This window comes from Vibrio sp. T11.5, from assembly GCF_027587155.1.
GTDB lineage: Bacteria > Pseudomonadota > Gammaproteobacteria > Enterobacterales > Vibrionaceae > Vibrio > Vibrio neptunius.
The window spans coordinates 1-21,936 of record NZ_JAPPTP010000004.1 but is presented as its reverse complement, the minus strand read 5'-3'; the positions used below and the strand labels follow the sequence as shown (position 1 = coordinate 21,936).

The following is a 21,936-nucleotide window of genomic DNA, read 5'->3' as shown; positions in this document are numbered from 1 at the left end:
AATTTAGATAGAATTTACTCCGAGCTCATCTGACGAGGTTTTGGCTTCCACATACCACAAACTCTACTACGCACTCAACTTTCAGTGGTACTGAATAATGAATACGCCGCGTAAAGCGGCGTATTGTTGATATTGGTAAAGGAATCTTAAGGAGCGAGTCGGTCGATATGCCATTCATTCTCGGCCTTTGAGAACAAGAATCTGTCGTGGAGACGGTGATCACCACCTTGCCAAAATTCAATACTTTCAGGCTTAATGCGAAACCCTCCCCAAAAAGAAGGAACAGGGATCTCACCTTGCGCAAACTTCTGTTTTAGCTCCAAAAACTTACCTTCGAGTACTCCTCGAGTCGAAATTCGACTACTTTGCTTACTCGCAATTGCAGCGAGTTGACTCTCTTTTGGTCGTGAAGAGAAGTACTTAATGTTCTCTGTAATACTCAGTTTTTCAGCGACGCCCGTAATGTGAACCTGACGCTCGAGTGGATGCCATGGAAAATGTAAGCTGACTCGCGAATTACCTTCAATTTGCTGCGCTTTGCGACTACCTAGGTTGGTATAGAATACGAAACCCTGCGCATCGACATGCTTGAGCAACACAATTCGCTGGAAAGGCTGACCATGCTCGTCGACCGTCGCCACTGTCATTGCCGTCGGATCAGTGAGCTTAGCGTCAATCGCTTGTTGTAACCACAAATCAAACTGCTCTACTGGGTTGGCTTTAAGGTCTTTTCTGCGTAACCCACCCTTGCTGTACTCACGGCGGATATCTTCGAGTTCCATCTTCTCTCCTGCGAAATTTTTTTGCTGATTGTGCGCTCATATATACATGAACACAACCCTATGTGCCATCTTGTCGTAGGCATTTTAGGCATATGGAATACTATCTATTGGTAAATGACCAGTTATTGAGAAAAATCATCATGTATACTTAGCACAACTGATTGATTGTTTTCTATTATTTAAGTGCTTGATACAGAGTATCGTTCTAAAACTGCACCTTAACATTTAACAGATTGGATAATAGAATCCAATATATACCCAGTAATAACAAGGAATCTCAATGAGTCAGAGCCATTACAACAAGCTCTCGGATAACGAACTTGATTATGTAGATGACAAAACGGCAGCGCTTTTACTCAATACGCCGAATAGCGCTCGCGTCATGCTCTGGGTGATGGTTTTATTCTTTGTCCTTGCTGGCATATGGGCTTCTTGGGCACAAATCGATAAAGTCACCGTTGGGCAAGGAAAGGTTGTTCCCTCTTCTCAAATACAGGTTGTCCAAAACCTTGAAGGTGGGCTGGTCAAAGAGATTCTTGTCCGTGAAGGTCAAGTCGTTCAAAAAGGCCAGCAGTTACTGTTAATCGATGACACTCGCTTCCGTTCAGACTTTCGTGAGCGAGAGCAACAAGTGGCCAACCTAACTGCGAGTGTATTGCAACTGTCAGCGTCAATTGCGAGTGTTACTATCAATGAAGATTTCAGCGAGAAGTCTTGGCAGCAAAGTGTCCAACTTGATTTCAGCAAACTTGCTTTTCCTCCACAACTTGAAGAAACGCAACCAACATTAGTTCAGCGTCAACGAGCCGAGTACAGTCAGGATTTAAACAATCTCCGAAATCAGATTTCATTGTTCGATCAACAGGTCAAACAAAAACAGCAAGATTTGGTTGAGATTCAAGCTCGCGTAAAAAATTTACGTGAAAGCTACAACTTTGCTCGCAAAGAGCTGGAGATCACTCAACCACTGGCGGATGAAGGGGTGGTGCCTCGGATAGAGCTACTCAAGCTCCAGCGCCAAGTGAACGATACCCGCCGCGAAATGACCTCCAGTGAACTCAAAGTCCCTGTCCTCCAATCTGCGATTAAAGAATCCATGCTAAGCCGCATTGACGCTGCGCAAAAGTTCCGTTCAGAGCAACAAGAGAAACTCAATGAGGCTCAAGATAAGCTGTCATCGTTGACCGAATCGACCGTAGGCCTAGAAGACAGAGTCAATCGAACCATTGTCATGTCACCCGTGACAGGCACCGTCAAAACGCTCAATGTCAATACAGTTGGCGGAGTGATACAGCCAGGCATGGACATTGTCGAAATCGTACCAAGCGAAGATACACTTCTGGTTGAAGCTAAGATAGCACCGCAAGACATCGCCTTTCTTCGTCCAGAACTACATGCCATCGTCAAGTTTAGTGCCTACGACTTTACCAAATATGGCGGCTTAGAAGGCACTCTGGAACATATCAGCGCAGATACTACCACCGACGAAGAAGGAAACAGCTTCTATTTGGTAAGGGTTCGAACCAAAGAAACGAGCCTGAATAACGATACTTCTTTGCCTATCATTCCCGGTATGACAGCTTCGGTAGACATCATCACAGGCAAAAGAACCGTTATGGAATACTTACTCAAGCCGATTCTGGGCGCAAAAGACAACGCACTGAAGGAATAACAATGCAAACAGTGGTAACTGCACGTAAGGTCAGAGTTAGCTAAGATGAAGTACTGGCTAGCGGCTCTGTTTATCATTTTGGCTTCTACAGCCTCACAGGCGCTTAATACTCAAGAGCAGCGTTGGATTGAGGCTGTACGCAATACCTACGGAGATAGAGCAGGGAAACGAGTCGAAACCTGGCGCCGAGAAATGGAACAATTTAAAGGCCTTTCAGAAAGACAAAAACTGACGGAAGTGAACCATTTTTTTAACCAACTGAATTTCGTTAATGATGACCGTTTATGGGGCAAGAAAGACTACTGGGCAACACCACTAGAGTTCCTTGGTAGCAATGCGGGTGATTGTGAGGATTTTACTATCGCCAAGTATTTTTCTCTTCTCGAATTAGGTGTCTCAGATCAAAAACTCCGCTTGGTGTACGTTAAAGCAATCACACTTAACCAGTTTCACATGGTGCTTGCGTACTATTCCAAACCTAGTGCGGAGCCAATTCTGCTGGACAACATCGATCCGGAGATCAAAAAAGCGTCTAAACGTAGAGATTTATTACCGATTTACAGCTTCAATGGTAAAAACCTGTGGCTGATGAAATCAAAACAAGGACAACTGGCAGGAAAGTCATCCCGACTAAGCTTATGGAATGACCTTCGTGCCCGAGAAAAATCACTCAAACTGAATAAACCAATAGTCAATTACGATGAGTAGGCAATATGACTTTATATAAACAGCTTGTCGCGGGAATGATTGCTGTATTTTTGATGCTGATGGCCTCAGTCTTCATCATTGAATTTAACACCACGCGCAATAACTTAGTGCAACAGCAGCGCTCAGAAGTAAATAACACCATCAATACCGTTGGCTTGGCGCTGGCTCCCTATTTAGAGAACAAAGATCAAGTGGCAGTAGAGTCTGTTATTAATGCTCTTTTTGACGGCAGCAGCTACTCAATCGTTCGACTGATATTCCTAGACAACGGCGAAGAAGTCCTGCGCTCTTACCCCGTCAAACCTCTCGATGTTCCTGAGTGGTTTACCAGACTACATTTGTTTGAAAAAATTCATGAACGTCGCGTGGTGACGAGCGGATGGATGCAACTGGCGGAAGTGGAAATCGTTAGTCATACTGGGGATGCCTACACCCAGTTATGGAACGCATTCGAGCGCCTAGTCATCGCTTTCAGCCTAATCTTCACTATCGGTCTTCTTGCCATCGCCTTCATTCTCAAACGTGCACTGCACCCACTTCAGCTCATCGTGGAGAAAATGGAGCAAGTCGCACAAAATAATTTTGGAGAACCGCTTCCAAGGCCAACAACGAAAGATTTAATTTACGTCGTCGACGGTATTAATAGCATGTCAGCTCAAGTCGAACTGTCGTTTAAAGCTCAAGCAAAAGAGGCTCAACAACTGCGTGAACGCGCCTACATTGATCCCGTCTCTGCTCTGGGCAACCGTGCATACTACATGAGCCAACTTAACTCATGGCTTGGCGAAGGCGGCTTCGGTGGCGTCGCTATTTTAGAAGCCAGCTTTATTCATGAGCTATACGAAGAGAAAGGCTATGAGGCTGGTGATGGCATGGTTCGCGAACTCGCAGACCATCTAAAAGTTTCTTTGACGTCACCTGATGTGACTCTAGCTCGAATCTCTTCTGCGGAATTTGGCATTATTTTGCCCAATGTGGACGAAACCGACCTTAAACTCATGTCCGAAAGCATTGTCACCTATGTTCAGGATATCAACGCCGATCCAACAGGCATGGCCACCTCCAACCTATCACTCGGTGTTGTCTACAGTGAAACGACTAAAAACCCATCTGAAATTTTGACCATGTTGGACAACGCACTGGCAATCTCCAAATCAGACCCAGAAATAACTTATGGCTATGTCACAGGTGACAACTCTGAAAACTTGATGGGCAAACAGCAATGGAAAAGCTTGGTTGAGGAAGCAATCAGTAACGATTGGTTCCAGTTCCGATTCCAGGCCGCTAATGACGAAGGAGGCAAGACTTATCATCGCGAAGTCTTTTCCGCAATTGAAAAGAATGGTGAACGCTTCAGTGCTAACCAGTACCTGTTTGCCTTAGAACAGCTCAATGCTAGCCACCTGTTTGATGAGTACGTGACCAAATCTATTATCAATCGCCTTGAGAAAGACGAATTTTCTGAGCCTGTTGCCATCAACATCTCGCAAAGCAGTATTGCTCAACCCAGCTTTATTCGCTGGATCACGCAAATGCTCAACCGCCACCGCTCCGTGGCCAGTCTTCTGCATTTCGAAATACCAGAAAGCTGCTTCGTCAACACCCCACACCATACCGCTTTATTCTGTAATGCAGTCCGCGGTGCGGGGGCTGACTTTGGGGTAGATAACTATGGGCGCAACTTCCAGTCACTAGACTACATTAACGAGTTTCGTCCGGCGTACGTTAAACTAGATTATCTGTACACACACCATCTGGATGATGAAAAACAGAAGTTCACTCTGACATCCATTTCACGTACGGCATATAACCTTGGTATTAAAACGATTGCGTCGCGAGTTGAGACACAAACCCAATTGGATTTCTTGTCTGAACACTTTATTGATGTCTTCCAAGGCTTCATTGTAGATAAGTAAAAGGTTATCGATGCAGGATCCTTTGTTAAATTCGCTGATTTACGTCAGCCGCTATTACGGTCTGGCTAACTCGCCAGAAGCCTTGATCAATGGTTTGCCTTTAACCGAAGGCAAGCTAACACCATTTTTGTTCCCTCGTTCGGCTGAGCGCGCAGGTCTGGTCGCTAAAGAAAATCGTTCCAAACTCGAAGATATTTCAGATCTCGTTTTGCCTGTGGTGCTGCTACTGAAAAGTGGTGACGCTTGTGTTCTCAATACTGTCAACAGCGAAAAAAGAGAAGCTGAAATCGTCACGGGCGAATCTGGATTAGTACCTATTGCCATCCCACTCGAGGAACTGGAAGAGCTCTATATTGGTCGCTACTTTCTGGTTAAGAAACAATTCCGTTACGATGAACGCTCTCCTGAAGTACTTAAGACGCGTGAAGGACATTGGTTCTGGAGTACAATCTGGCAGTCAAAAAACATCTATCGTGATGTATTGATCGCTTCGATTCTGATTAACCTTTTTGCCATAGCCGCCCCTATGTTCACTCGCTTGGTTTACGATAAGGTGGTTCCAAACCTTGCCTTTGAGACCTTGTGGGTGTTGGCCAGTGGTATTTTTGTTATCTTCCTGTTTGATCTCACGCTTAAAATAATGCGCAGCTACTTTATTGATGTTGCGGGTAAAAAATCGGACATTCTGATTTCATCGAAGCTGTTTAGCAAAGTGCTCGGTATTCGCATGGAGGCAAAACCACCTTCCGTAGGCGCTTTCGCTCGTCACTTGCAAGAGTTCGAGTCCATACGGGAGTTTTTCACCTCTGCCACTATTGGCTCTTTGATTGACCTGCCGTTTGCCTTACTGTTCCTTGTTTTGATTTGGCTAATGGCCGGCAGTCTAGTCCTAGTGCCTATTGCGGGTGTGCTGATTCTTATTATCTACTCAGCACTGATCCAGGGGCCACTACGTCGAACCATTGAGGAGGGCTCTCGCCTTGCCTCGCAGAAATATGCGAACTTAATTGAGAGTTTATCTGGGCTAGAAACGGTTAAACTTTTTGGCGCACAAAGCCAATTCCAATTTCGTTGGGAAGAGGCGGTTGCACACATGGCAAATTGGAACATCAAGAGCCGACGGATCACTGATGGTATCCAAAACACCGCAGGTTTTGTCCAACAGGCTTCCAATATAGGCATGATTATCCTTGGTGTATATCTGATTGCTGAAGGTGATCTCACCATGGGAGGTTTGATTGCGGCAACCATGCTCAGCGGACGGGCGATCGGACCAATGGTTCAGCTTTCTTTGCTGTCTACTCGCTACAATCAAGCCAAGTCTTCAATGACCATTATTGAACAAGTGATGGAAATGCCAGATGAACAGGAAGAAGGCAAGCGCTATATTCACCGTCCGATTGTTCACGGTAAGATTGAATTGGATAAAGTGACCTTCCACTATCCTGATTCGCCAATCGCCTCTATTCGAGATCTGAGCATTACGATTAATCCAGGTGAAAAAGTCGCCATCATTGGCCGCATTGGTTCAGGTAAAACGACGCTTGAACGTCTCATTCTTGGATTGTTTAAACCGACCGAAGGCCATGTACGTATTGATGATACTGACATCGAACAGCTCCATCATATCGACATCCGGCGCAATATCGGCTGCGTGCCGCAAGACAGCCAGCTATTTTATGGTTCTATTCGTGACAATATTACTTTGGGTCGCCCATTGACCGACGATCGCGATGTGATGGATGCAGCAAACCGCGCTGGCGTGACTGTATTTACTCAGCAAGATCCAGCAGGTCTAGAACGTCAGGTCGGTGAAGGTGGTCTCCTGCTCTCAGGTGGTCAACGTCAAGCCATTACCATTGCACGCGCCTTCCTTGGTCGCCCACCAGTGTTATTGATGGATGAGCCAACCAGCGCCATGGATAACCGCTCTGAGATGCACATTAAGCAACAGTTAGCGCAACTTAAACCATCGGAAACGCTGATCCTAATTACACACAAAACATCCATGTTAGATGTGGTCGATCGTGTCATTGTCATGGAAAAAGGCTGTGTCATCGCTGATGGCCCTAAAGCAGAAGTGCTAAACAACCTCAAACAAGGTAAAGTCAGAGCCGTTAACTAATCTGACAGAAACGATAAAGCCGCTCAGTGTATATTGAGCGGCTTTTCTTTATTTACGATAAGAAGAGTCATCTAGACTCGCAGTTTGCTGGCCCTACATCTTTCCAGACACCCCACTCACCAGATTGAGAGGGATCATCACCTTGTGTCCACCACTTCGCTTCCCAGACTCTACCACCATGAGTCACTCGGTCACCACCATTGTATACAGCGCCAGCATCCCAAGCGTTGGTACAAGTACCGCCACCGGTATCTTTTTTGGCAACAACGACCGTTGCCGAAGCCGATGATGTCGCTTGGGCATCGCTGACAGTAACCGTAAATAGCAATGACGTATCTTGGGTATACTCAGCCGCCGTGAACGTCACTGTGGCGCCATTAATCGTCGCATCCAGTCCTGCAGGCACATCCCAGCTGTAGGTCAAGGTATCATTGTCAGCATCGCTAGAACCTGAGGCGTCCACCACCACCCTATCTCCAGCATTCGCTGTCGCTGGTGCTGATACGGCAGCCACTGGCGGAGTGTTGACAGGGCCAGTGTCTTTCGCTTGTACGGTCACCGCCACAGTGTCGGCACCCGTTGCACCTTCATTGTCGGTTACCGTCAGTTTGAAAGTAAGCGTTTCTGTTTGCACAACTTCTGGCACATTAAAGCTGACCTGTGCGGTGTTTGCCCCCGTGAGTGGAACGCTAGTTCCTGAGACTTGTTCCCAAGCATAGCTTGCAACACTGCCATCAGAATCGCTTGAGCCGCTGCCATCGAGTACAACCGATGCAGGTCCAGTTACCGAAACATCCGCTCCCGCCACTGCAACTGGGGCTCGATTCGCTGGTGTGCCACCAGCCAGCCCTTCATGCATGGCGTTAAGAATGTCACCATTGTCGGCATCAATTTCCCAAGAGAACAAACCTGCCAGACCCAAACCACGCACATAAGCGCCTTTTGCTTTCACTGAGCGATCATCATCAAATGTGATCAGCTGTCCCGTTGAGCGATTCCAAACCCAAGGCGCTTCAGCTTGTACATCATAACCGTACTCGAAGCCATTAATACCCGTATTATCTGGACCAAGCATAAAGGATTTAACGCCTTTATAATCAATCACACCGTCTTCCCAGACACCTTGTGCTGGGCTACCTTTCAGCTTACCAGTACCTGTTCCCGTCATTGGGTCGTTAGGATCTGTGAGCGTATCTGGTGTCACGCCTTCCCAACCACGACCATACATGGCAGTACCCACAACCAGTTTATTCGCTGGCACACCTTGCGCTAGTAGAAGCTGAATACCGTTATCCGTAGTGTAGGCAGGGCCCTTATACGGTTGGCCATTGTCGTCGACGCCAGAACCATCACACTGACCCGGGCGCATAAAGGTGCCACAATACAGTGCCGTTTGATGGCCAGGAACATTGTTCCAACCACCGTAGAAGTCATACGTCATAGCAAAGATGTAATCCATGTACTGAACCGCTTCCGCATAATTCACATCTTCAATTTTGTCGTAACCCACACCAATTGCAGACGTCAGTTCATACGTTCTGCCTGTATCTGTTTCTAGCTGATCAAGCATAGCGCGAAGCTCTTGCATCAACGCAATGTAAGCAGGACCATCGTTCACCGGATCACCTAAATCAGGAGCCGCACCGCCACCGCCGGGGAATTCCCAGTCTATGTCCACACCATCATAGAACTTCCACGTCGTCAGGAAGCGCTTAACAGACGCGACAAACGTGTCTCGGTTTGCTTTGATAGTGAAGTCAAAGAATGGGTCTGATAACGTCCAGCCACCAATGGAAGGGACAATTTTTAGATCTGGATTGCGTTGCTTTAGCGCCATGAGCATGGCGTAATTACCTTTGATAGGAGAGCTGTGTTCATGACCCGCTTGAGGGAAACTCTTTTGATAAGCCGCCCATGGGTCATGAATCACCACTTCATAATCCGGCACCCCGTTACATGCGGTCATCAGTGCATTGTAGCTGTTACCACCGACTGATTTCAGTGATTCATTCGGGCCACAAATTGGAATAAATCCATATAAAATATGGGTCAGGTTATCGACAGGGATATTGTCTACCGTAAATTCACGACCATAGATTCCCCACTCAACAAAGTAAGTGCCCACAACTGTGTTAGGGTCCGTATTGTAACTCTTGTTGTTTGGATCAACATTCATCTTCAAAGGAGCAAGGTGAGCACCGTCGGTGTCAGCAACCACGATTTCTGCAGGGGCGCTGGCGCTACAACCTGTTGCATCACAGGCTTCAATTGTCATCTGATAACGACCGCCAGTTGCATACTTAAAGCTTGCTGTCGTCTGACTGCCCGTAATGGCTCCGGTTGCCACCTGAACTCCATCAAAGTAAACCTTGTAGGTGTCCCCTGTTGTGCCACTCCATTGATTAAACTTAATGGCAATATCCGCTTCATCGAAATATTTGACCATATCGTTGTAACCAGAAGTGGTTTCCATCGCGAGTTCAATCTTCGAGAACTGAAGATTGTTTGAGCCATAAACATCAATACTTGGGGCTGTTGGTGCAGCCATCGCGGTGCCGGATAACGCCACAGCGATACTAGCGGCGCACAAAGTTATACGATTCATACCTATTTCTCTCATTCCTTGTACATTTACCCGAAAAGTTGGGAAGTGATACCTATCATCGTAAGCCGCGTTTAACTGCCTGATGGCCAAATATTGAGGCGAAAGACTTATCGAAGGTCGGTATTCGCTGTTCTGCAGATACGTCGCGAGAACATCACTTTCAGTATTCGAGAGACTTTTTTTTTGATGAAAAAAATAAAGGTTGTTTTCGAGGCAAGATCAAAAAATAGCTGTATATACAAAGCCTGTTGCATTACAAATAGGATTTCACCCCAAATTTATAAAATCTAATCATTTGCTAAAACGTTCTTATTTGTCAGTAATTTAAGAAATAATTAGCCAAAACATTGAGGATCACTTTAGAGCATGACGCCCCCTAAAGTAGATAGGGGGCAAGTTTTGTTCGAAGATTATTTGGACTTAAATCGCGCCGTGAAATGACGTAGCACAGGTGGCTCGTACTCAAACTCTAAGCCCTTAAGTTCATGAGCACGCTCTTTCAGAGCAATAATCGCATCGGCAATGTAGTCCATATGATCATTGGTATACACACGGCGAGGAATGGTCAAGCGCATCAGTTCCAATTCCGAGGCTTTTTGCTGGCCTGTTTCAGGATCACGCCCCAATAGCAGCGAACCAATTTCTACCGCCCGGACACCGGATTCTAGGTATAGCGCATTGCACAAGACATGGGCCGGAAATTCCTCTGGAGGAATGTGGGGGAGAATCTTAGCCGCATCAACAAACACTGCGTGACCGCCTGTAGGGTACTGAATGGGAATACCGCCTTCTCGCAGACGCTCTCCAAGATATTGCACCTGACTGATCCGGTAGTGAAGGTAATCTTCATCTGCGCCTTCATAAAGGCCACGAGCCAAAGCTTCCATGTCTCGCCCTGCCATGCCGCCGTAAGTCACAAACCCTTCCATTGGAACACAACGCGTTTGCACAGCTTGGAACAGCTCTTGGTGATCACGAATACAACACAAACCTCCAATATTGACCATAGGATCTTTCTTAGCGGACATCGTCAACATATCACCGTATTGATACATCTCTCGTATGATCTCGAGGATCGACTTGTCGTGGTACCCTTCTTCGCGCTGTTTAATAAAATAGGCATTCTCACAATAACGCGCTGAATCAATGACAACCGGGATATCATTCTTGCTTGCCAACTCATAAACAGCGCGCATGTTAGCCATAGAGACTGGCTGACCTCCAGAGCTGTTACAAGTAACGGTGGTGATAATGGCACAGATGTTATGTGCACCGTACTGATCGATAGTCGCTTTCAGTTTGTCGAGGTCGAAGTCGCCTTTCCAGTCATACGGTGTCGTTGTATCAAAAGCATGCCTGTCAACGACGTTAATCGCTTTGCCTCCATTCAACTCAATATGCCCCGCTGTGGTATCAAAGTGATAATTGGAGATGAAAACTGGCTCTGTTCCACCACGAACACTACGCATACGCTCAATCAAAGCTGGAAATAGAATTTGCTCCGCACCGCGACCTTGATGGGCTGGTACCGTTAGCTTATAACCAAAAAAATGTTCAACGGCCTGGCAAAGATTGTAATAGTTACGACTCCCCGCATAAGACTCGTCTCCCATCATCAATCCCGCCCACTGATTGTCACTCATCGCACCTGTGCCAGAATCGGTCAGAAGGTCGATATACACATCATCACTTTTTAACAAGAAAGGGTTAAGGCCAGCCTCATCAAGAGCAGCGACTCGGTCTTGATAAGTGGTCATTTTGATCGGTTCAACCATCTTAATGCGAAAGGGCTCTGGAATACGTTTCATTGTTAATTTCCTATAGATAGATTTGTCCCTGCAGATAAGCTGCATCGGGTTTAAAGTGTTAAATTACAAATAGATGGCGCGAGTGCACCTTAGGAAATTATTACGAGGTTGATACTTTGCTTAACAGCGATAGGCAGAAGTCTAGGTTGTACCATGACGACAACACAAAACGGCTGTCTTGCATCCAAATGCAATTCATAGCGTGTTCCCTCTCATAGGTTATAGACACAATAATCAATATAGCCATGACTGCCCCAATTTACCAAGAGGCATCACTCAAAATGTGTTAATGGCTCACTCTATTGCTTGCAATGATTCTATCTTTGCTCGACCGTTTTTTGCTCGCCATAAATAAGGCTCGCACTTTACTCACTTTTAATGATGGATAAATCACTACTGAAAGTTAAGTTTCCGTGAAATCTTATCACTTTGACATTCATCGAATTGAAATATTTGGACTTGCTAGGCAAAGTGTTGGCTGAGCAAATAAAATGGATCAAGTCATGAAGATCAAAACAACATTATTGGCCGCTGCGGCACTAAGCATAAGCGGAATGGCGGCGGCTGAGGTTACGATTACCGTCCCTGACACCGTAGATGTATTGGTTGCAAACGACGCAAAGCCAGAACTGTCTGGTGGCTTCTTTTCGTCAAAGAAAACGCTGACCTTGCCTGACGGCGAAAACCAAATTTTATTCCGCTACCAACCTTACTTCACACAAGGTAAAGACCGTATTATTCTTGAAAGCGATCCGATTATTGCTACGTTTGACACCAAGGATACGGAACTGACGTTCAACATGCCCAAATACCGCGATCAACGTGAAGCGGAGAAAGAGATCCAGCAAGTAGACTGGCAACTCATTACAGCAAGTGGCAGCGCTTTGGCGGTAACGCAGGATAAACTAGTCAAAGACGGTATGCAGATTGGCCGTAACTTCAAAATTGAATTGGCAGATTATAACCGTCGAGGAGGGGTCGCTGCTGTTTCCGCCGCCACAATTGGCGCCGCAGTGCAACCCGTCACTTTACCTGCTCAAGTCACACAAGAAGGCATCAAAAGCGATTCGACTGCCGAGGAGATGCTGCACTTCTGGTATAATAAAGCCGACGCTGCAACGCAGGCGCGCTTTAAACAATTCTTGCTAGAAAAATAGTCGACGGCAGTGAGCCAGCGCAATTAAGCGCTGGCTTTTTCTATAGCGGGGTGACCCGTGGAAATCTGATAGCATTGCATGTCGTTCTCTATCAAACACTCGAATACGACAGAATCCAGCTTGGCTTCATCCACTAATTGCTGCAATATTTGCATCGTTTCTGCAAGTGAAACGCCCGGCCGATAAGGACGTGATTGGGTCAACGCCTGAAACACATCAGCGATGGCCACAATTCGACTCGGTTGATCAAGGTCTTTGGCCGTTTTCCCCAAAGGGTAACCGGACCCATCCAGTCTTTCATGGTGATTAGACGCCCAATCAATCACTTGGCTAGATCGAAACATATTAGTCAGCGCATGTCGGGTATCCGTCGCATGACGCTTTATACAGGCGTATTCTTCCTCTGTTAACTCAGCTGGTTTATGGAGCACAGCAACTGGCGTTTTCAGCTTTCCAATATCGTGCACTAACCCAGCCAAATACAACATACGTTGGGCTTTGGCCGAATACCCCAGTTGCTTGCCCAGAAACGAGGTCAACTCTGCAACATGACGAGAATGTTGGAACGTGAAAGTACTTTTTGCATCCACGATCTGCGCGAAAAACTCCGCCACCGCAATCGTATCTTCCAACCCCAATCGAGATGAAAAGAAAGGCACTGGCGGAAAGCGGCTGGCCATTGTCTCGATATAGCGAGATTCCATCGAAAACCAGAAGTCATCATTGTCTATCAACTCGCACATATGCTGAACCATATTCGGCTCAAACAAGATCCCAGCATTGGCGGTCAACTCCCCGATGATCAACGTTTTGTTGGCCTCGGTGATATTACCGTATTGGTCTGGGAAAAAGCGGGAATAAAGGTGATCCACTCGATCAGAGATAAATATCAGACTGGCGAGTAGTTTATCGTTTTCTGACGCTTTGGTTTCGCCATTCAACTGCTCCCACCAAGTATGATGATACAAAACTGGCGGCGCTAGACCGGCCAAAGGTGGGCAAGCCTTTAACAGCTCATATCCTCTAACACAATGCTTTTTGGCGTTTTCCGGTGCCATCGACTTGAATAGATAGGAACGCTCATTAGACTGCGATACGCCGCAATCATGGATCAATCCCAGAGAAAAAGCGATTTGAGCCTGCTCTTCCTCCCACCCCATCCGTTTAGCACATTGATACGCAATGTATGCCACCCGGTGACCATGATTTAAATCATCGATCCCGACAGCATCGAGGGCTGAAGCGATTTCAAAAAGCACCTGACGTAAATCTACGCTTACGTTATCAAGCAGCTCATCCATTCGTATTAACCTAACTGACTCATTTTTCTTATTTTAGGCCAACAAGGCTAAACGATTTCATTTCATAAAGACCACAAGTTATTTAGGACTATTTATATAATTGTGATTGGTATAACGTCTTGGGTGAATTTCGTGCTACATAGAAAATATTTTTGCAACAAGAGGTTATGGTGATCTAAGTCTTACTCTGTTACGTTATCTATTCATATTCAACTTGTTTAGGTCCCTTATGTTCACAATCTCTATCGACTCTGAACTCGAACTCGCTCTTGTTCAAGAGTCATTCGCTGCTCAATACAGCGAATTGGTGTCCAGTCAAACTGAGTACTTATCGCAATGGTTGGCTTGGCCCCCCTTCTGTCAATCCGAACAAGACTTTCGTCTTTTCGTGCAACGTGTTTTACATGAATATGCAGACGGAAAGTCCATGACCTGCGCAATCATCTACAAAGGCAATATCGTCGGAAACTGCAGCTTTAACACCATAGATTACGATACAAAAACCGTCGAGGTTGGCTACTGGCTATCGCAACATCAGCAAGGCAAAGGCATAGTGACACGGGTTGTGAACAAACTGATTGATATCGCATTCAATGAATACCAAATGGAGAAGGTCCAGTTATCCGCCGCCAAAGATAACCTCCCTAGCCGGCGAGTGGCTGAACGAGTAGGCATGACACTGGAAGGGATTATCACCAATGAGGAAAAAATTGGAGATCGAATTCTGGATCACGCCATCTACGGTATTCACCGCCAAAACACCCATTGATGAGTAAATTGATTCCAACCACAGATTTATTGGTTGGCTAAGGTATTTCGCGTTGCTTGATGCTAGGATTGCAGCTTTATAAGGAAAGAGAGAACACCGTGTCTTCACTGTTAAAGCTGTTCTTAGTTGTCGTAACACTCAGTGCAGGCTTCTTTGCCGGTGACATTTTTCAGTGGTTTAAAAACCGTTCCCAAGTCAAACCTTTGTCAGAATATTGCTTACTCACTACTCAAGCTTGTGAAAACAACGATGTTCGTATAAAAGTAGACCGCGACATCAGTCACCCTTTGGTACCCACTGAAATCGTCGTTGATTGGACCACCGCTCAACAAGACAGCCTGTTACTGACTTTGCAAGGCTACGAGATGGAAATGGGTACCGCTGTATTTAAACTCAATAAGAACTCAACTGGTCAGTTTACCGGCCAAGTCATTCTGCCAGTATGTACAACGGACGCTATGACCTGGATTGGTGAAATCACTGATGGCCAACACAGTGTGAGTACCTCGATTAGGATGGAACAATGAGTAAAAATTGGTCTTTAATATTAGTCGCTGCCTTTGCGCTCGGTTTTGGTGTTAAAGCGTATTTGGATTCAAAGCCAACGGCCGAAACCCCCGTGACAGCCAGCAAAGAAGTCGTCCTTTTTGGCAAAGATGACAAGGCCGTCAAAATCTTCGATCAGCAAGATCCTCGTGTGCGTATCGTATACTTCGGGTTTACACGATGCCCTGATGTCTGTCCAACCTCATTGGCTATGCTAGCCGGCGCACTTAATCAGGTGGATGACGAGGTGAAATCCCACTTCAGGCCTATATTTGTTTCACTTGATCCAGAGCGTGATGCCGCAGCAGATTCGTACAAATATGCTCAATACTTCCATTCAATGATTGAAGGTTTGTCGGCGCCACTCGATATCACCACGCCTCTGGCACATAAATACGGCGTTATTTTTCGTAAAACCAAATTAGAAAACTCGGAGCTAAAGTATACCCTTGACCACAGCTCCTATTTTTATTTCCTAAAACCAGATGGCACATTAATTACTAAAGTGCCGCATACGCTGACACCTGCTCCTCTGGTCGAAGCGATGAAAACACTTACGTCACAAGGAAAATCTTAATGAAGTTAAAAGCCCTCATGTTAGCCTCTATTGCGCTGAGCCCACTTGCTCACGCGGCTTCCGACATCATGCTATCTCACACCTACGCGCGTGCGACGCCACCGAGCGCCGCCACCAGCGCCGTGTTCACTGAAATCATGAACCACAGCGCAACAGACCGTGTTATCGTCTCTGCGAGTACAGAGGCGGCAGGTAAAGTTGAGTTGCATGACGTTATCAAAGATGGTGATGTGATGAAAATGCGTCAGGTAGAACAAATTACCGTGCCAGCCAATAGCATGGTAGAGCTAAAGCCAGGCAGCCTACACATTATGCTGTTTGATCTGAAAAAGCCGCTAGTCGAAGGTGAAAACATAGATGTAAAACTGACCTTCGCCAATGGAGAAGAGCAGACCGTCTCAGCACCTATCAAGAAAGTCATGAGTGGGATGAATCATAAACATCATCACTAAATCATAAAAAGGCCGCTCAATGAGCGGCCTTAATTCACTTCAACCTCGCATAGACACGCGCCACTAGGCTTTATTATCCGGATGCCGCGGACAATCCTCGCAGAGATTTCGCCCATGGCATTTATACACTAAGCAGCAGCTAGTACGCACCAGTTTCAGCGCTCCACTTTGCTCATCCACCGCCAGAGTTTTCGCCAATTTAGCTGGCAAGCCGCACGCATCCAACCAAAGCGAAGCTTGTTCAAGTAGATAATCATTCGGAATGTGAGGGGCAAATTGACTCAGCTTCACAAGACAGCCAAGCACACCATCAGCGAATAGATGGTTAGTAAAACCCGGACGAATCCGCGTCCACTGGCTCATTTCGTCGCGAAAGTAAGCAAATAAAGCCTGCAGTTGAACCCCTGCTTTTGCCACCAACTCCGCCTCGGTTCCATGCACATGCTCTGTCGACTCGAATTGAAAACCTGTCACAAATTCCGACTGCACTTTTTGACCAATACGAGTGAGATCAGGCAAACCGTGCAAGGCATAAATCGAAATGAAAGAGACATAGACGGGTTGCCAGCAAAGCAGATCCCAAGTTCGAGTCAGCCAATAGGCAGAACCGGCTTCCGGATGAGCGGCTTTAAGGCGCTCATACAGTGCTTGGATATTGTCACTGCAAGGATGATCGACATGGATAATATCCTGCTGGGACGCATCTTCAGGTATCGGTGAAATCTCACCAGCAAGATAAGGCGTTACCTGTTGAGAGTATTCAAAGAGATGGTCGAAGAAGGCGTCTGAGCTCATAGCAGTGATATTTATAGAAACAAAATCAGCTTGTTAGGATAATGATAACATCTGGTTAATGCAATTGATTATTATTAACTAAATATAGAATAACCACATTGACGATTAACCACCGAGTTATTTTATCGACTAACGACCAAAAACAGCCAAGCAACCGACCAAAATTCAAGTTGTTTGTTACCTAAACACATTATCAATATCTATGTGTTATAAATATCAACCTAGTTGTAGTTATCTGTTTTATATGCATAATTGCCCCTATTGAATCTCTCTAGCACTCCATTAAAGCCAACACGTGCATAGATAATAGGCGTATTGAAGTTTGAAGAAAAAAGCAGGTTTTACATTAATTGAGTTAGTTACTGTTGTAGTAATCCTAGGCATTGTGGCCGTCGTGGCGGCACCGAAATTTCTCAATATTCAAACATCGGCTCGTACCGCCACCATAGAAGGTATTGCCAACGCGATGGAAGGTGTTGTTAATCAGGTCAGTGCCAAAGCTTATGTTAAAGGGCTAACGCCAAGCACCTCTAACCCAGGGAATCAGCAGGACTATATCTTGGATTTCGGTATCGGAACTGTTGAAGTCGATTGGGGGGCGCTATGCCCAGAAAGTGAGGGGGAATCGGGAGATGCATTGACCATGCTCGATTTTATGACGCTCAGTACAACCGATGGTCTCACAACGGCGATCGGCAATCGACACACAGTGATTGGCTTTGAACACTCTTTTTCAGCCACAGAGCTCAACAGTAGCAACATAACCACTCTGCCGCAGGGATGCTACGTGATCTATGATTCCTTCGGAGGACGGTCATCAGGCACCTGCCCAGCTGAAGGCTGTGTCTGTACCGTACGGGTTGAAAATACCAACTGTTAAATCAAAGATCGCCCTCCCTGCTATGTAAGTCGGGAGAAACGTAGTCTGTGGTGGATATGGCCCACAATGCAAAACACAAAGGCTTGAATTGGTCGATGCCATTGGCTGCGAGCGACTGACACACTATGCTGCAGCAATTAAAAGTTCCTCGCTCCAAGCTAACTCAAGGTAACTTTGTGCCTGTTGCGGCGTTGCCGTTATCCACTGCTCAACACCAATATCCGGGACAAGAAATGGCATACGATGATGGTATGGTAAGCATTGTGTGTTAGGGCTTGTAGTCAGGATGACCAAATTACCGTCATCCGCAAGAATTCCGGCCATATACAGAGGCATGCCATCTGGGTTAGTAAACAAGAACTTGTTCTTTTTACCTCCACTTTCACACCACTCATACCAACCGTTACAAGGCACAATGACACGCCTGCGGACAAATCCGTTACGAAATGTAGGCTTACTGGCCACCGTTTCTGCCTGAGCGTTAATAATCAATCGCTTAGCCCATTCAGGCCGAGTTCCCCACTTGATATCTTTCTGACAATACGCCTGTGCCTCAAACGCCACCACAGAGACATTTTCAGTCGGTTTCAAATCAAGGTTTATCTGAGGAAAGAAGTCGATCCCCACCAGTTGGGTAACCACTCTTACCAGTGGATCATCCGTTACATTCAAGCGTCCGCACATCTTGCTCCACCTCTTTCGAGACTCCGTTTAATTATGGACCGTTATTTCCATAATGATTGGAAGTTTTCGCTATTTTTCCCCTTCTTTAATGTCGTTAATCTACACCCATCGACATTGTTCATATCGAAGTCTTCGAGTTTTTGAGCTTGTTCGTTTACTTGAAATAGGGGTTCAACATCGTCCGAGCGGTTCGTGAGACCTAATGCAATTATCTAAATTCAACTAGGAGCCAACATGACTCACCCAATCATCAAAGATCTCAACACTCGTTACACAGCAAAAAAATACGACGCAAGTAAGCGCATCTCTGCTGAAGATATGGAAGTCATAAAACAAGCGATTCGTTTATCTGCTTCTTCTATCAACTCACAACCTTGGAAGTTCATCGTTCTTGAGAGTGACGAAGCAAAACAACGTTTCCACAACACGTTTGCCAACATGCACCAGTTCAACCAGCCGCATGCCAAAGAAGCGTCTCATACGATTTTGTTTGCTCACAACCCTCGCTTTACCAAAGACAACTACAAAAAAGTGGTCGATGCAGAAGTAACCTCAGGCCACCTGCCTGCAGAGCGATACAACGACATGCTAAATGGCGCGTTCGGCTTTGCGGAACTCAACACAGATGAAACCGGTTTCAACGGCAATTGGACAAAAGCTCAAACCTATATCGCACTGGGAAACACGCTACACACATTAGCGCGCATGGGCATTGCTTCAACCCCAATGGAAGGGGTCGATCCAGAGCTGATCGGTGAAGAGTTCAAACAAGAGCTAGACGGCTTTGTATGTGACTTTGCGCTAGCACTGGGGTATCACAAAGACGGTGAGGATTATAACCACGGCTTACCAAAAGCGCGTCTACCTCTAGAAGACGTCATCACCACACTGTAAAGCACCAAAAGCAACCAAGAGGTAAGCACATGAGCAAGTTAACCATTATTGCCAATATCATTGCCAAAGAAGGCCAAATTGAATGGGTGAAAGCTGAACTGATCAAGCTGATTGACAAAACCCGCGCTGAAGATGGCTGCATCAACTACGATCTGCATCAAGACAACGACAACCCAGCGCATTTCGTTTTCCATGAGAACTGGTCTTCTGAAGCCGCGTTGGACAAGCATCTCGCCAGCGCTCATATCGCCGACTACATCGCCGCCGTTGACGGCGCGGTAGAGACGTTCACCATCAACCGCATGACGCATATAGCCTAAACGTATCGTTATCGGGAGCAAAAAGCCGCATTACGCGGCTTTTTTGTAAGTGAAGAAATGCGCAATTCAAATTCAGAAATTCAAATTCAAATTCAAATTCAAATTCAAATTCAAATTCAAATTCAAATTCAGCACAAAATTCCAAAATTCAGGACACACACCAGTAAATCGCCGTAAATCGCCCACAAATTTCAAATTTAGGACACACACCCACAAATTCACGCAGGACAAATTCAGGACACCCACCCACAAATTCACGCCACGGACTCTAATTAGGACAGGCACCAAAACACGAAAAAGTACCTTGAAGCTTTGTATGCCGTTAAGCACAAAATTCAGGACACACACCAGTAAATCGCCGTAAATCGCCCACAAATTTCAAATTTAGGACACACACCCACAAATTCACGCAGGACAAATTCAGGACACACACCCACAAATTCACGCCACGGACTCTAATTAGCACAAAATTCAGGACACACACCAGTAAATCGCCGTAAATCGCCCACAAATTTCAAATTTAGGACACACACCCACAAATTCACGCCACGGACTCTAATTAGGACAGGCACCAAAACACGAAAAAGTACCTTGAAGCTTTGTATGCCGTTATGTAACTAGTAAGGTGTCCCATCCTTTTTGGAAGCCACCCACTCGCCTGAATCTTTAACTACCCACTTGAAATCATCATCCGGGTAGTGCGCTTTATCATCTGCAACTCGACTACCAATAACAATGAACTTCGCTTGGCTATCACTACGATTTATTAAATGATGTCCATTTTCAACGCCTGCCGGAAAACCAACGCACATTCCCTGTTTCATGACTTGCTCACCTTCGTCCGTAATTAAGCAAAGCTCACCATCAAGCACATAGAGAAACTCATCGGATTTCGTATGCCAATGCCTTAGAGCAGATTGAGCATTAGGTTCAAGTATTTCGAGATTAACTCCAAACTGAGATAAGCCAAATAAATCACCTAACCCCTTGCACTCAGAATGACCAAGAAGGGACTTGAATGGCTCTGGAAACGGATTAAAGGTATCACCCTTTAAACTCGCAGTGTCTTTCACTTTCGTCATATTCTGTCCTGTTACATAACGTTTATTAGTCGAAATAATTGCCGTCTTTTGCTTTTACGTAATGCACTCTTAGTTATATTGGTTCTATTGACCGCAATGTAACCCCTTATTCAAGGCCACTGACACAAGACTTGTCTCATCAGGAAAAACCAAAAAAGTCGCTATCATTGCATGCGTTCAAATCTTATCAGAGATTTGATACGGATACGGGACAGGACGGATACGGAGCAGCAAATTCAGGACACACACCAGTAAATCGAAAGCAAAACTCACCAAATCATCTCAGGGTTATGTTGATAAACGGCCAACTTTGAGGAATATTGTCGCCGACTTGGATTTGAGGAAGGTATTTTATTGATTATCGGTACGTTTATTTCAACACCATATCAGCTATCAAGCTGTGGGGGAATGTCTAAAAGCTTTCGAGTGACGCTTACTCAAAGGTGAGTAAATGAAGCTTTTTCTTATTCAGAGCGGTTTTCGCGATGATTGCCTTGGCTTGACTGCCTACCGCCGTGACGTGAAATTTCTCCAATTGAGTACATACCTTGAGCCAGTTATTTCTGTCTCCTCCAAGCCTATCTAATATGGGTGGCAGGTTGGTATTCATCGATGCTTTGTTGGGCCGAATTTGACGGGCTGTCCAGTCGACTAATTCAAGATAATCCATCAATCGAAAAGGAATGCCGTCTCCTTTTACGTGGCTCTCGTGACCGATAAATGGATGAAGGCAAGGGGCTGTAGATTGCTGTTGGTTTAAGGCGTCGATTCGAGCTTTGATGGAAGTGAATTCTGAGTCTTCGGGTTTAGTGGCAATGCCTGCTCGAATAGGATTGAGGTCTACGTACGCCATCGCAGCGGCT

The 21,936-nt window shown here is 45.8% G+C and carries 19 protein-coding genes and 1 pseudogene; 12 read left to right on the top strand and 8 right to left on the bottom strand.

The annotated features are described in order from the left end of the window. Nucleotides 1-146 precede the first annotated feature (146 nt). Nucleotides 147-782 carry a pyridoxamine 5'-phosphate oxidase gene (gene pdxH, locus OH455_RS05995; protein WP_206370182.1) on the bottom strand — a complete coding sequence of 212 codons (636 nt, stop codon included), beginning with the start codon at nucleotides 780-782 and terminating at the stop codon, nucleotides 147-149. Nucleotides 783-1,062: 280 nt separating this feature from the next. Between pdxH and OH455_RS05990 the strand changes: the two genes are divergently transcribed. From OH455_RS05990 to OH455_RS05975, 4 genes are read left to right on the top strand one after another with little or no spacing between them, the layout of a single operon-like run. Then, the gene (locus OH455_RS05990; RefSeq protein WP_269980713.1) at nucleotides 1,063-2,454 is read left to right on the top strand and encodes an HlyD family type I secretion periplasmic adaptor subunit; all 1,392 of its coding nucleotides are present in this window, start codon (nucleotides 1,063-1,065) and stop codon (nucleotides 2,452-2,454) included. 45 nt (nucleotides 2,455-2,499) lie between these two features. Further along, nucleotides 2,500-3,162: a transglutaminase-like cysteine peptidase gene (locus tag OH455_RS05985; protein WP_045975859.1), complete on the top strand. Its 663-nt coding sequence runs from the start codon at nucleotides 2,500-2,502 to the stop codon at nucleotides 3,160-3,162. Nucleotides 3,163-3,167: 5 nt separating this feature from the next. Then, the gene (locus OH455_RS05980; RefSeq protein WP_269980712.1) at nucleotides 3,168-5,078 is read left to right on the top strand and encodes a bifunctional diguanylate cyclase/phosphodiesterase; all 1,911 of its coding nucleotides are present in this window, start codon (nucleotides 3,168-3,170) and stop codon (nucleotides 5,076-5,078) included. A gap of 10 nt (nucleotides 5,079-5,088) precedes the next feature. Beyond that, a complete protein-coding gene (locus OH455_RS05975) occupies nucleotides 5,089-7,203 on the top strand; it encodes a type I secretion system permease/ATPase (RefSeq protein WP_045975857.1) in 2,115 nt (704 codons plus the stop codon). A gap of 67 nt (nucleotides 7,204-7,270) precedes the next feature. Here OH455_RS05975 and OH455_RS05970 read toward each other — a convergent pair whose 3' ends face one another. Both OH455_RS05970 and OH455_RS05965 read right to left on the bottom strand, forming a co-directional pair. Next, nucleotides 7,271-9,808, bottom strand: a complete 2,538-nt coding sequence (locus OH455_RS05970; protein ID WP_269980711.1) for a glycosyl hydrolase family 18 protein — start codon at nucleotides 9,806-9,808, stop codon at nucleotides 7,271-7,273. Between the two features lie 410 nt (nucleotides 9,809-10,218). Further along, complete coding sequence (locus OH455_RS05965) at nucleotides 10,219-11,616, bottom strand: tryptophanase (protein WP_269980710.1); 1,398 nt, start codon at nucleotides 11,614-11,616, stop codon at nucleotides 10,219-10,221. Nucleotides 11,617-12,119: 503 nt separating this feature from the next. Here OH455_RS05965 and OH455_RS05960 point away from each other — a divergent pair. Next, on the top strand, nucleotides 12,120-12,773 hold the full coding sequence (locus OH455_RS05960) for a DUF2057 family protein (protein ID WP_269980875.1): 654 nt from the start codon (nucleotides 12,120-12,122) through the stop codon (nucleotides 12,771-12,773). Between the two features lie 23 nt (nucleotides 12,774-12,796). Here the strand turns inward: OH455_RS05960 and OH455_RS05955 are convergent, their stop codons facing one another. Beyond that, a complete protein-coding gene (locus OH455_RS05955) occupies nucleotides 12,797-14,074 on the bottom strand; it encodes an HD-GYP domain-containing protein (RefSeq protein WP_269980709.1) in 1,278 nt (425 codons plus the stop codon). Nucleotides 14,075-14,303: 229 nt separating this feature from the next. On the opposite strand from OH455_RS05955, the gene OH455_RS05950 reads away from it, so the two are divergent. From OH455_RS05950 to OH455_RS05935, 4 genes are all read left to right on the top strand, one after another. After that, nucleotides 14,304-14,843, top strand: coding sequence for a GNAT family N-acetyltransferase (locus OH455_RS05950; RefSeq protein ID WP_269980708.1), 540 nt, complete (start codon nucleotides 14,304-14,306; stop codon nucleotides 14,841-14,843). Nucleotides 14,844-14,941: 98 nt separating this feature from the next. Beyond that, on the top strand, nucleotides 14,942-15,370 hold the full coding sequence (locus tag OH455_RS05945; protein ID WP_269980707.1) for a hypothetical protein: 429 nt from the start codon (nucleotides 14,942-14,944) through the stop codon (nucleotides 15,368-15,370). Further along, a complete protein-coding gene (locus tag OH455_RS05940) occupies nucleotides 15,367-15,966 on the top strand; it encodes an SCO family protein (RefSeq protein WP_269980706.1) in 600 nt (199 codons plus the stop codon). Before OH455_RS05945 ends, OH455_RS05940 begins: the two co-directional genes overlap by 4 nt. After that, nucleotides 15,966-16,418, top strand: coding sequence for a copper chaperone PCu(A)C (locus OH455_RS05935; protein WP_045975851.1), 453 nt, complete (start codon nucleotides 15,966-15,968; stop codon nucleotides 16,416-16,418). The genes OH455_RS05940 and OH455_RS05935 overlap by 1 nt, the downstream gene beginning before the upstream one ends. A 63-nt stretch (nucleotides 16,419-16,481) precedes the next feature. On the opposite strand, the gene OH455_RS05930 is transcribed toward OH455_RS05935, so the two are convergent. Then, nucleotides 16,482-17,213 (bottom strand): siderophore ferric iron reductase, encoded by a 732-nt coding sequence (locus tag OH455_RS05930; protein WP_269980705.1) that lies wholly within the window; start codon nucleotides 17,211-17,213, stop codon nucleotides 16,482-16,484. A 322-nt stretch (nucleotides 17,214-17,535) separates the two neighbouring features. Here OH455_RS05930 and OH455_RS05925 point away from each other — a divergent pair, with 322 nt between their 5' ends. Next, nucleotides 17,536-18,093 carry a type II secretion system protein gene (locus OH455_RS05925; protein WP_443088587.1) on the top strand — a complete coding sequence of 186 codons (558 nt, stop codon included), beginning with the start codon at nucleotides 17,536-17,538 and terminating at the stop codon, nucleotides 18,091-18,093. A 123-nt stretch (nucleotides 18,094-18,216) separates the two neighbouring features. On the opposite strand, the gene OH455_RS05920 is transcribed toward OH455_RS05925, so the two are convergent. Further along, on the bottom strand, nucleotides 18,217-18,777 hold the full coding sequence (locus OH455_RS05920) for an SOS response-associated peptidase (protein ID WP_269980704.1): 561 nt from the start codon (nucleotides 18,775-18,777) through the stop codon (nucleotides 18,217-18,219). 234 nt (nucleotides 18,778-19,011) lie between these two features. On the opposite strand from OH455_RS05920, the gene OH455_RS05915 reads away from it, so the two are divergent. Both OH455_RS05915 and OH455_RS05910 read left to right on the top strand, forming a co-directional pair. After that, nucleotides 19,012-19,671: a nitroreductase family protein gene (locus OH455_RS05915; RefSeq protein WP_269980703.1), complete on the top strand. Its 660-nt coding sequence runs from the start codon at nucleotides 19,012-19,014 to the stop codon at nucleotides 19,669-19,671. A gap of 29 nt (nucleotides 19,672-19,700) precedes the next feature. Continuing rightward, a complete protein-coding gene (locus tag OH455_RS05910; protein ID WP_269980702.1) occupies nucleotides 19,701-19,991 on the top strand; it encodes a putative quinol monooxygenase in 291 nt (96 codons plus the stop codon). 617 nt (nucleotides 19,992-20,608) lie between these two features. Here the strand turns inward: OH455_RS05910 and OH455_RS05905 are convergent. Together OH455_RS05905 and OH455_RS05900 are read right to left on the bottom strand one after the other, a co-directional pair. Continuing rightward, nucleotides 20,609-21,073, bottom strand: a complete 465-nt coding sequence (locus OH455_RS05905; protein WP_269980701.1) for a cupin domain-containing protein — start codon at nucleotides 21,071-21,073, stop codon at nucleotides 20,609-20,611. 433 nt (nucleotides 21,074-21,506) lie between these two features. Continuing rightward, nucleotides 21,507-21,936 (bottom strand): annotated as a pseudogene (locus OH455_RS05900) (transposase); the annotation flags it as partial.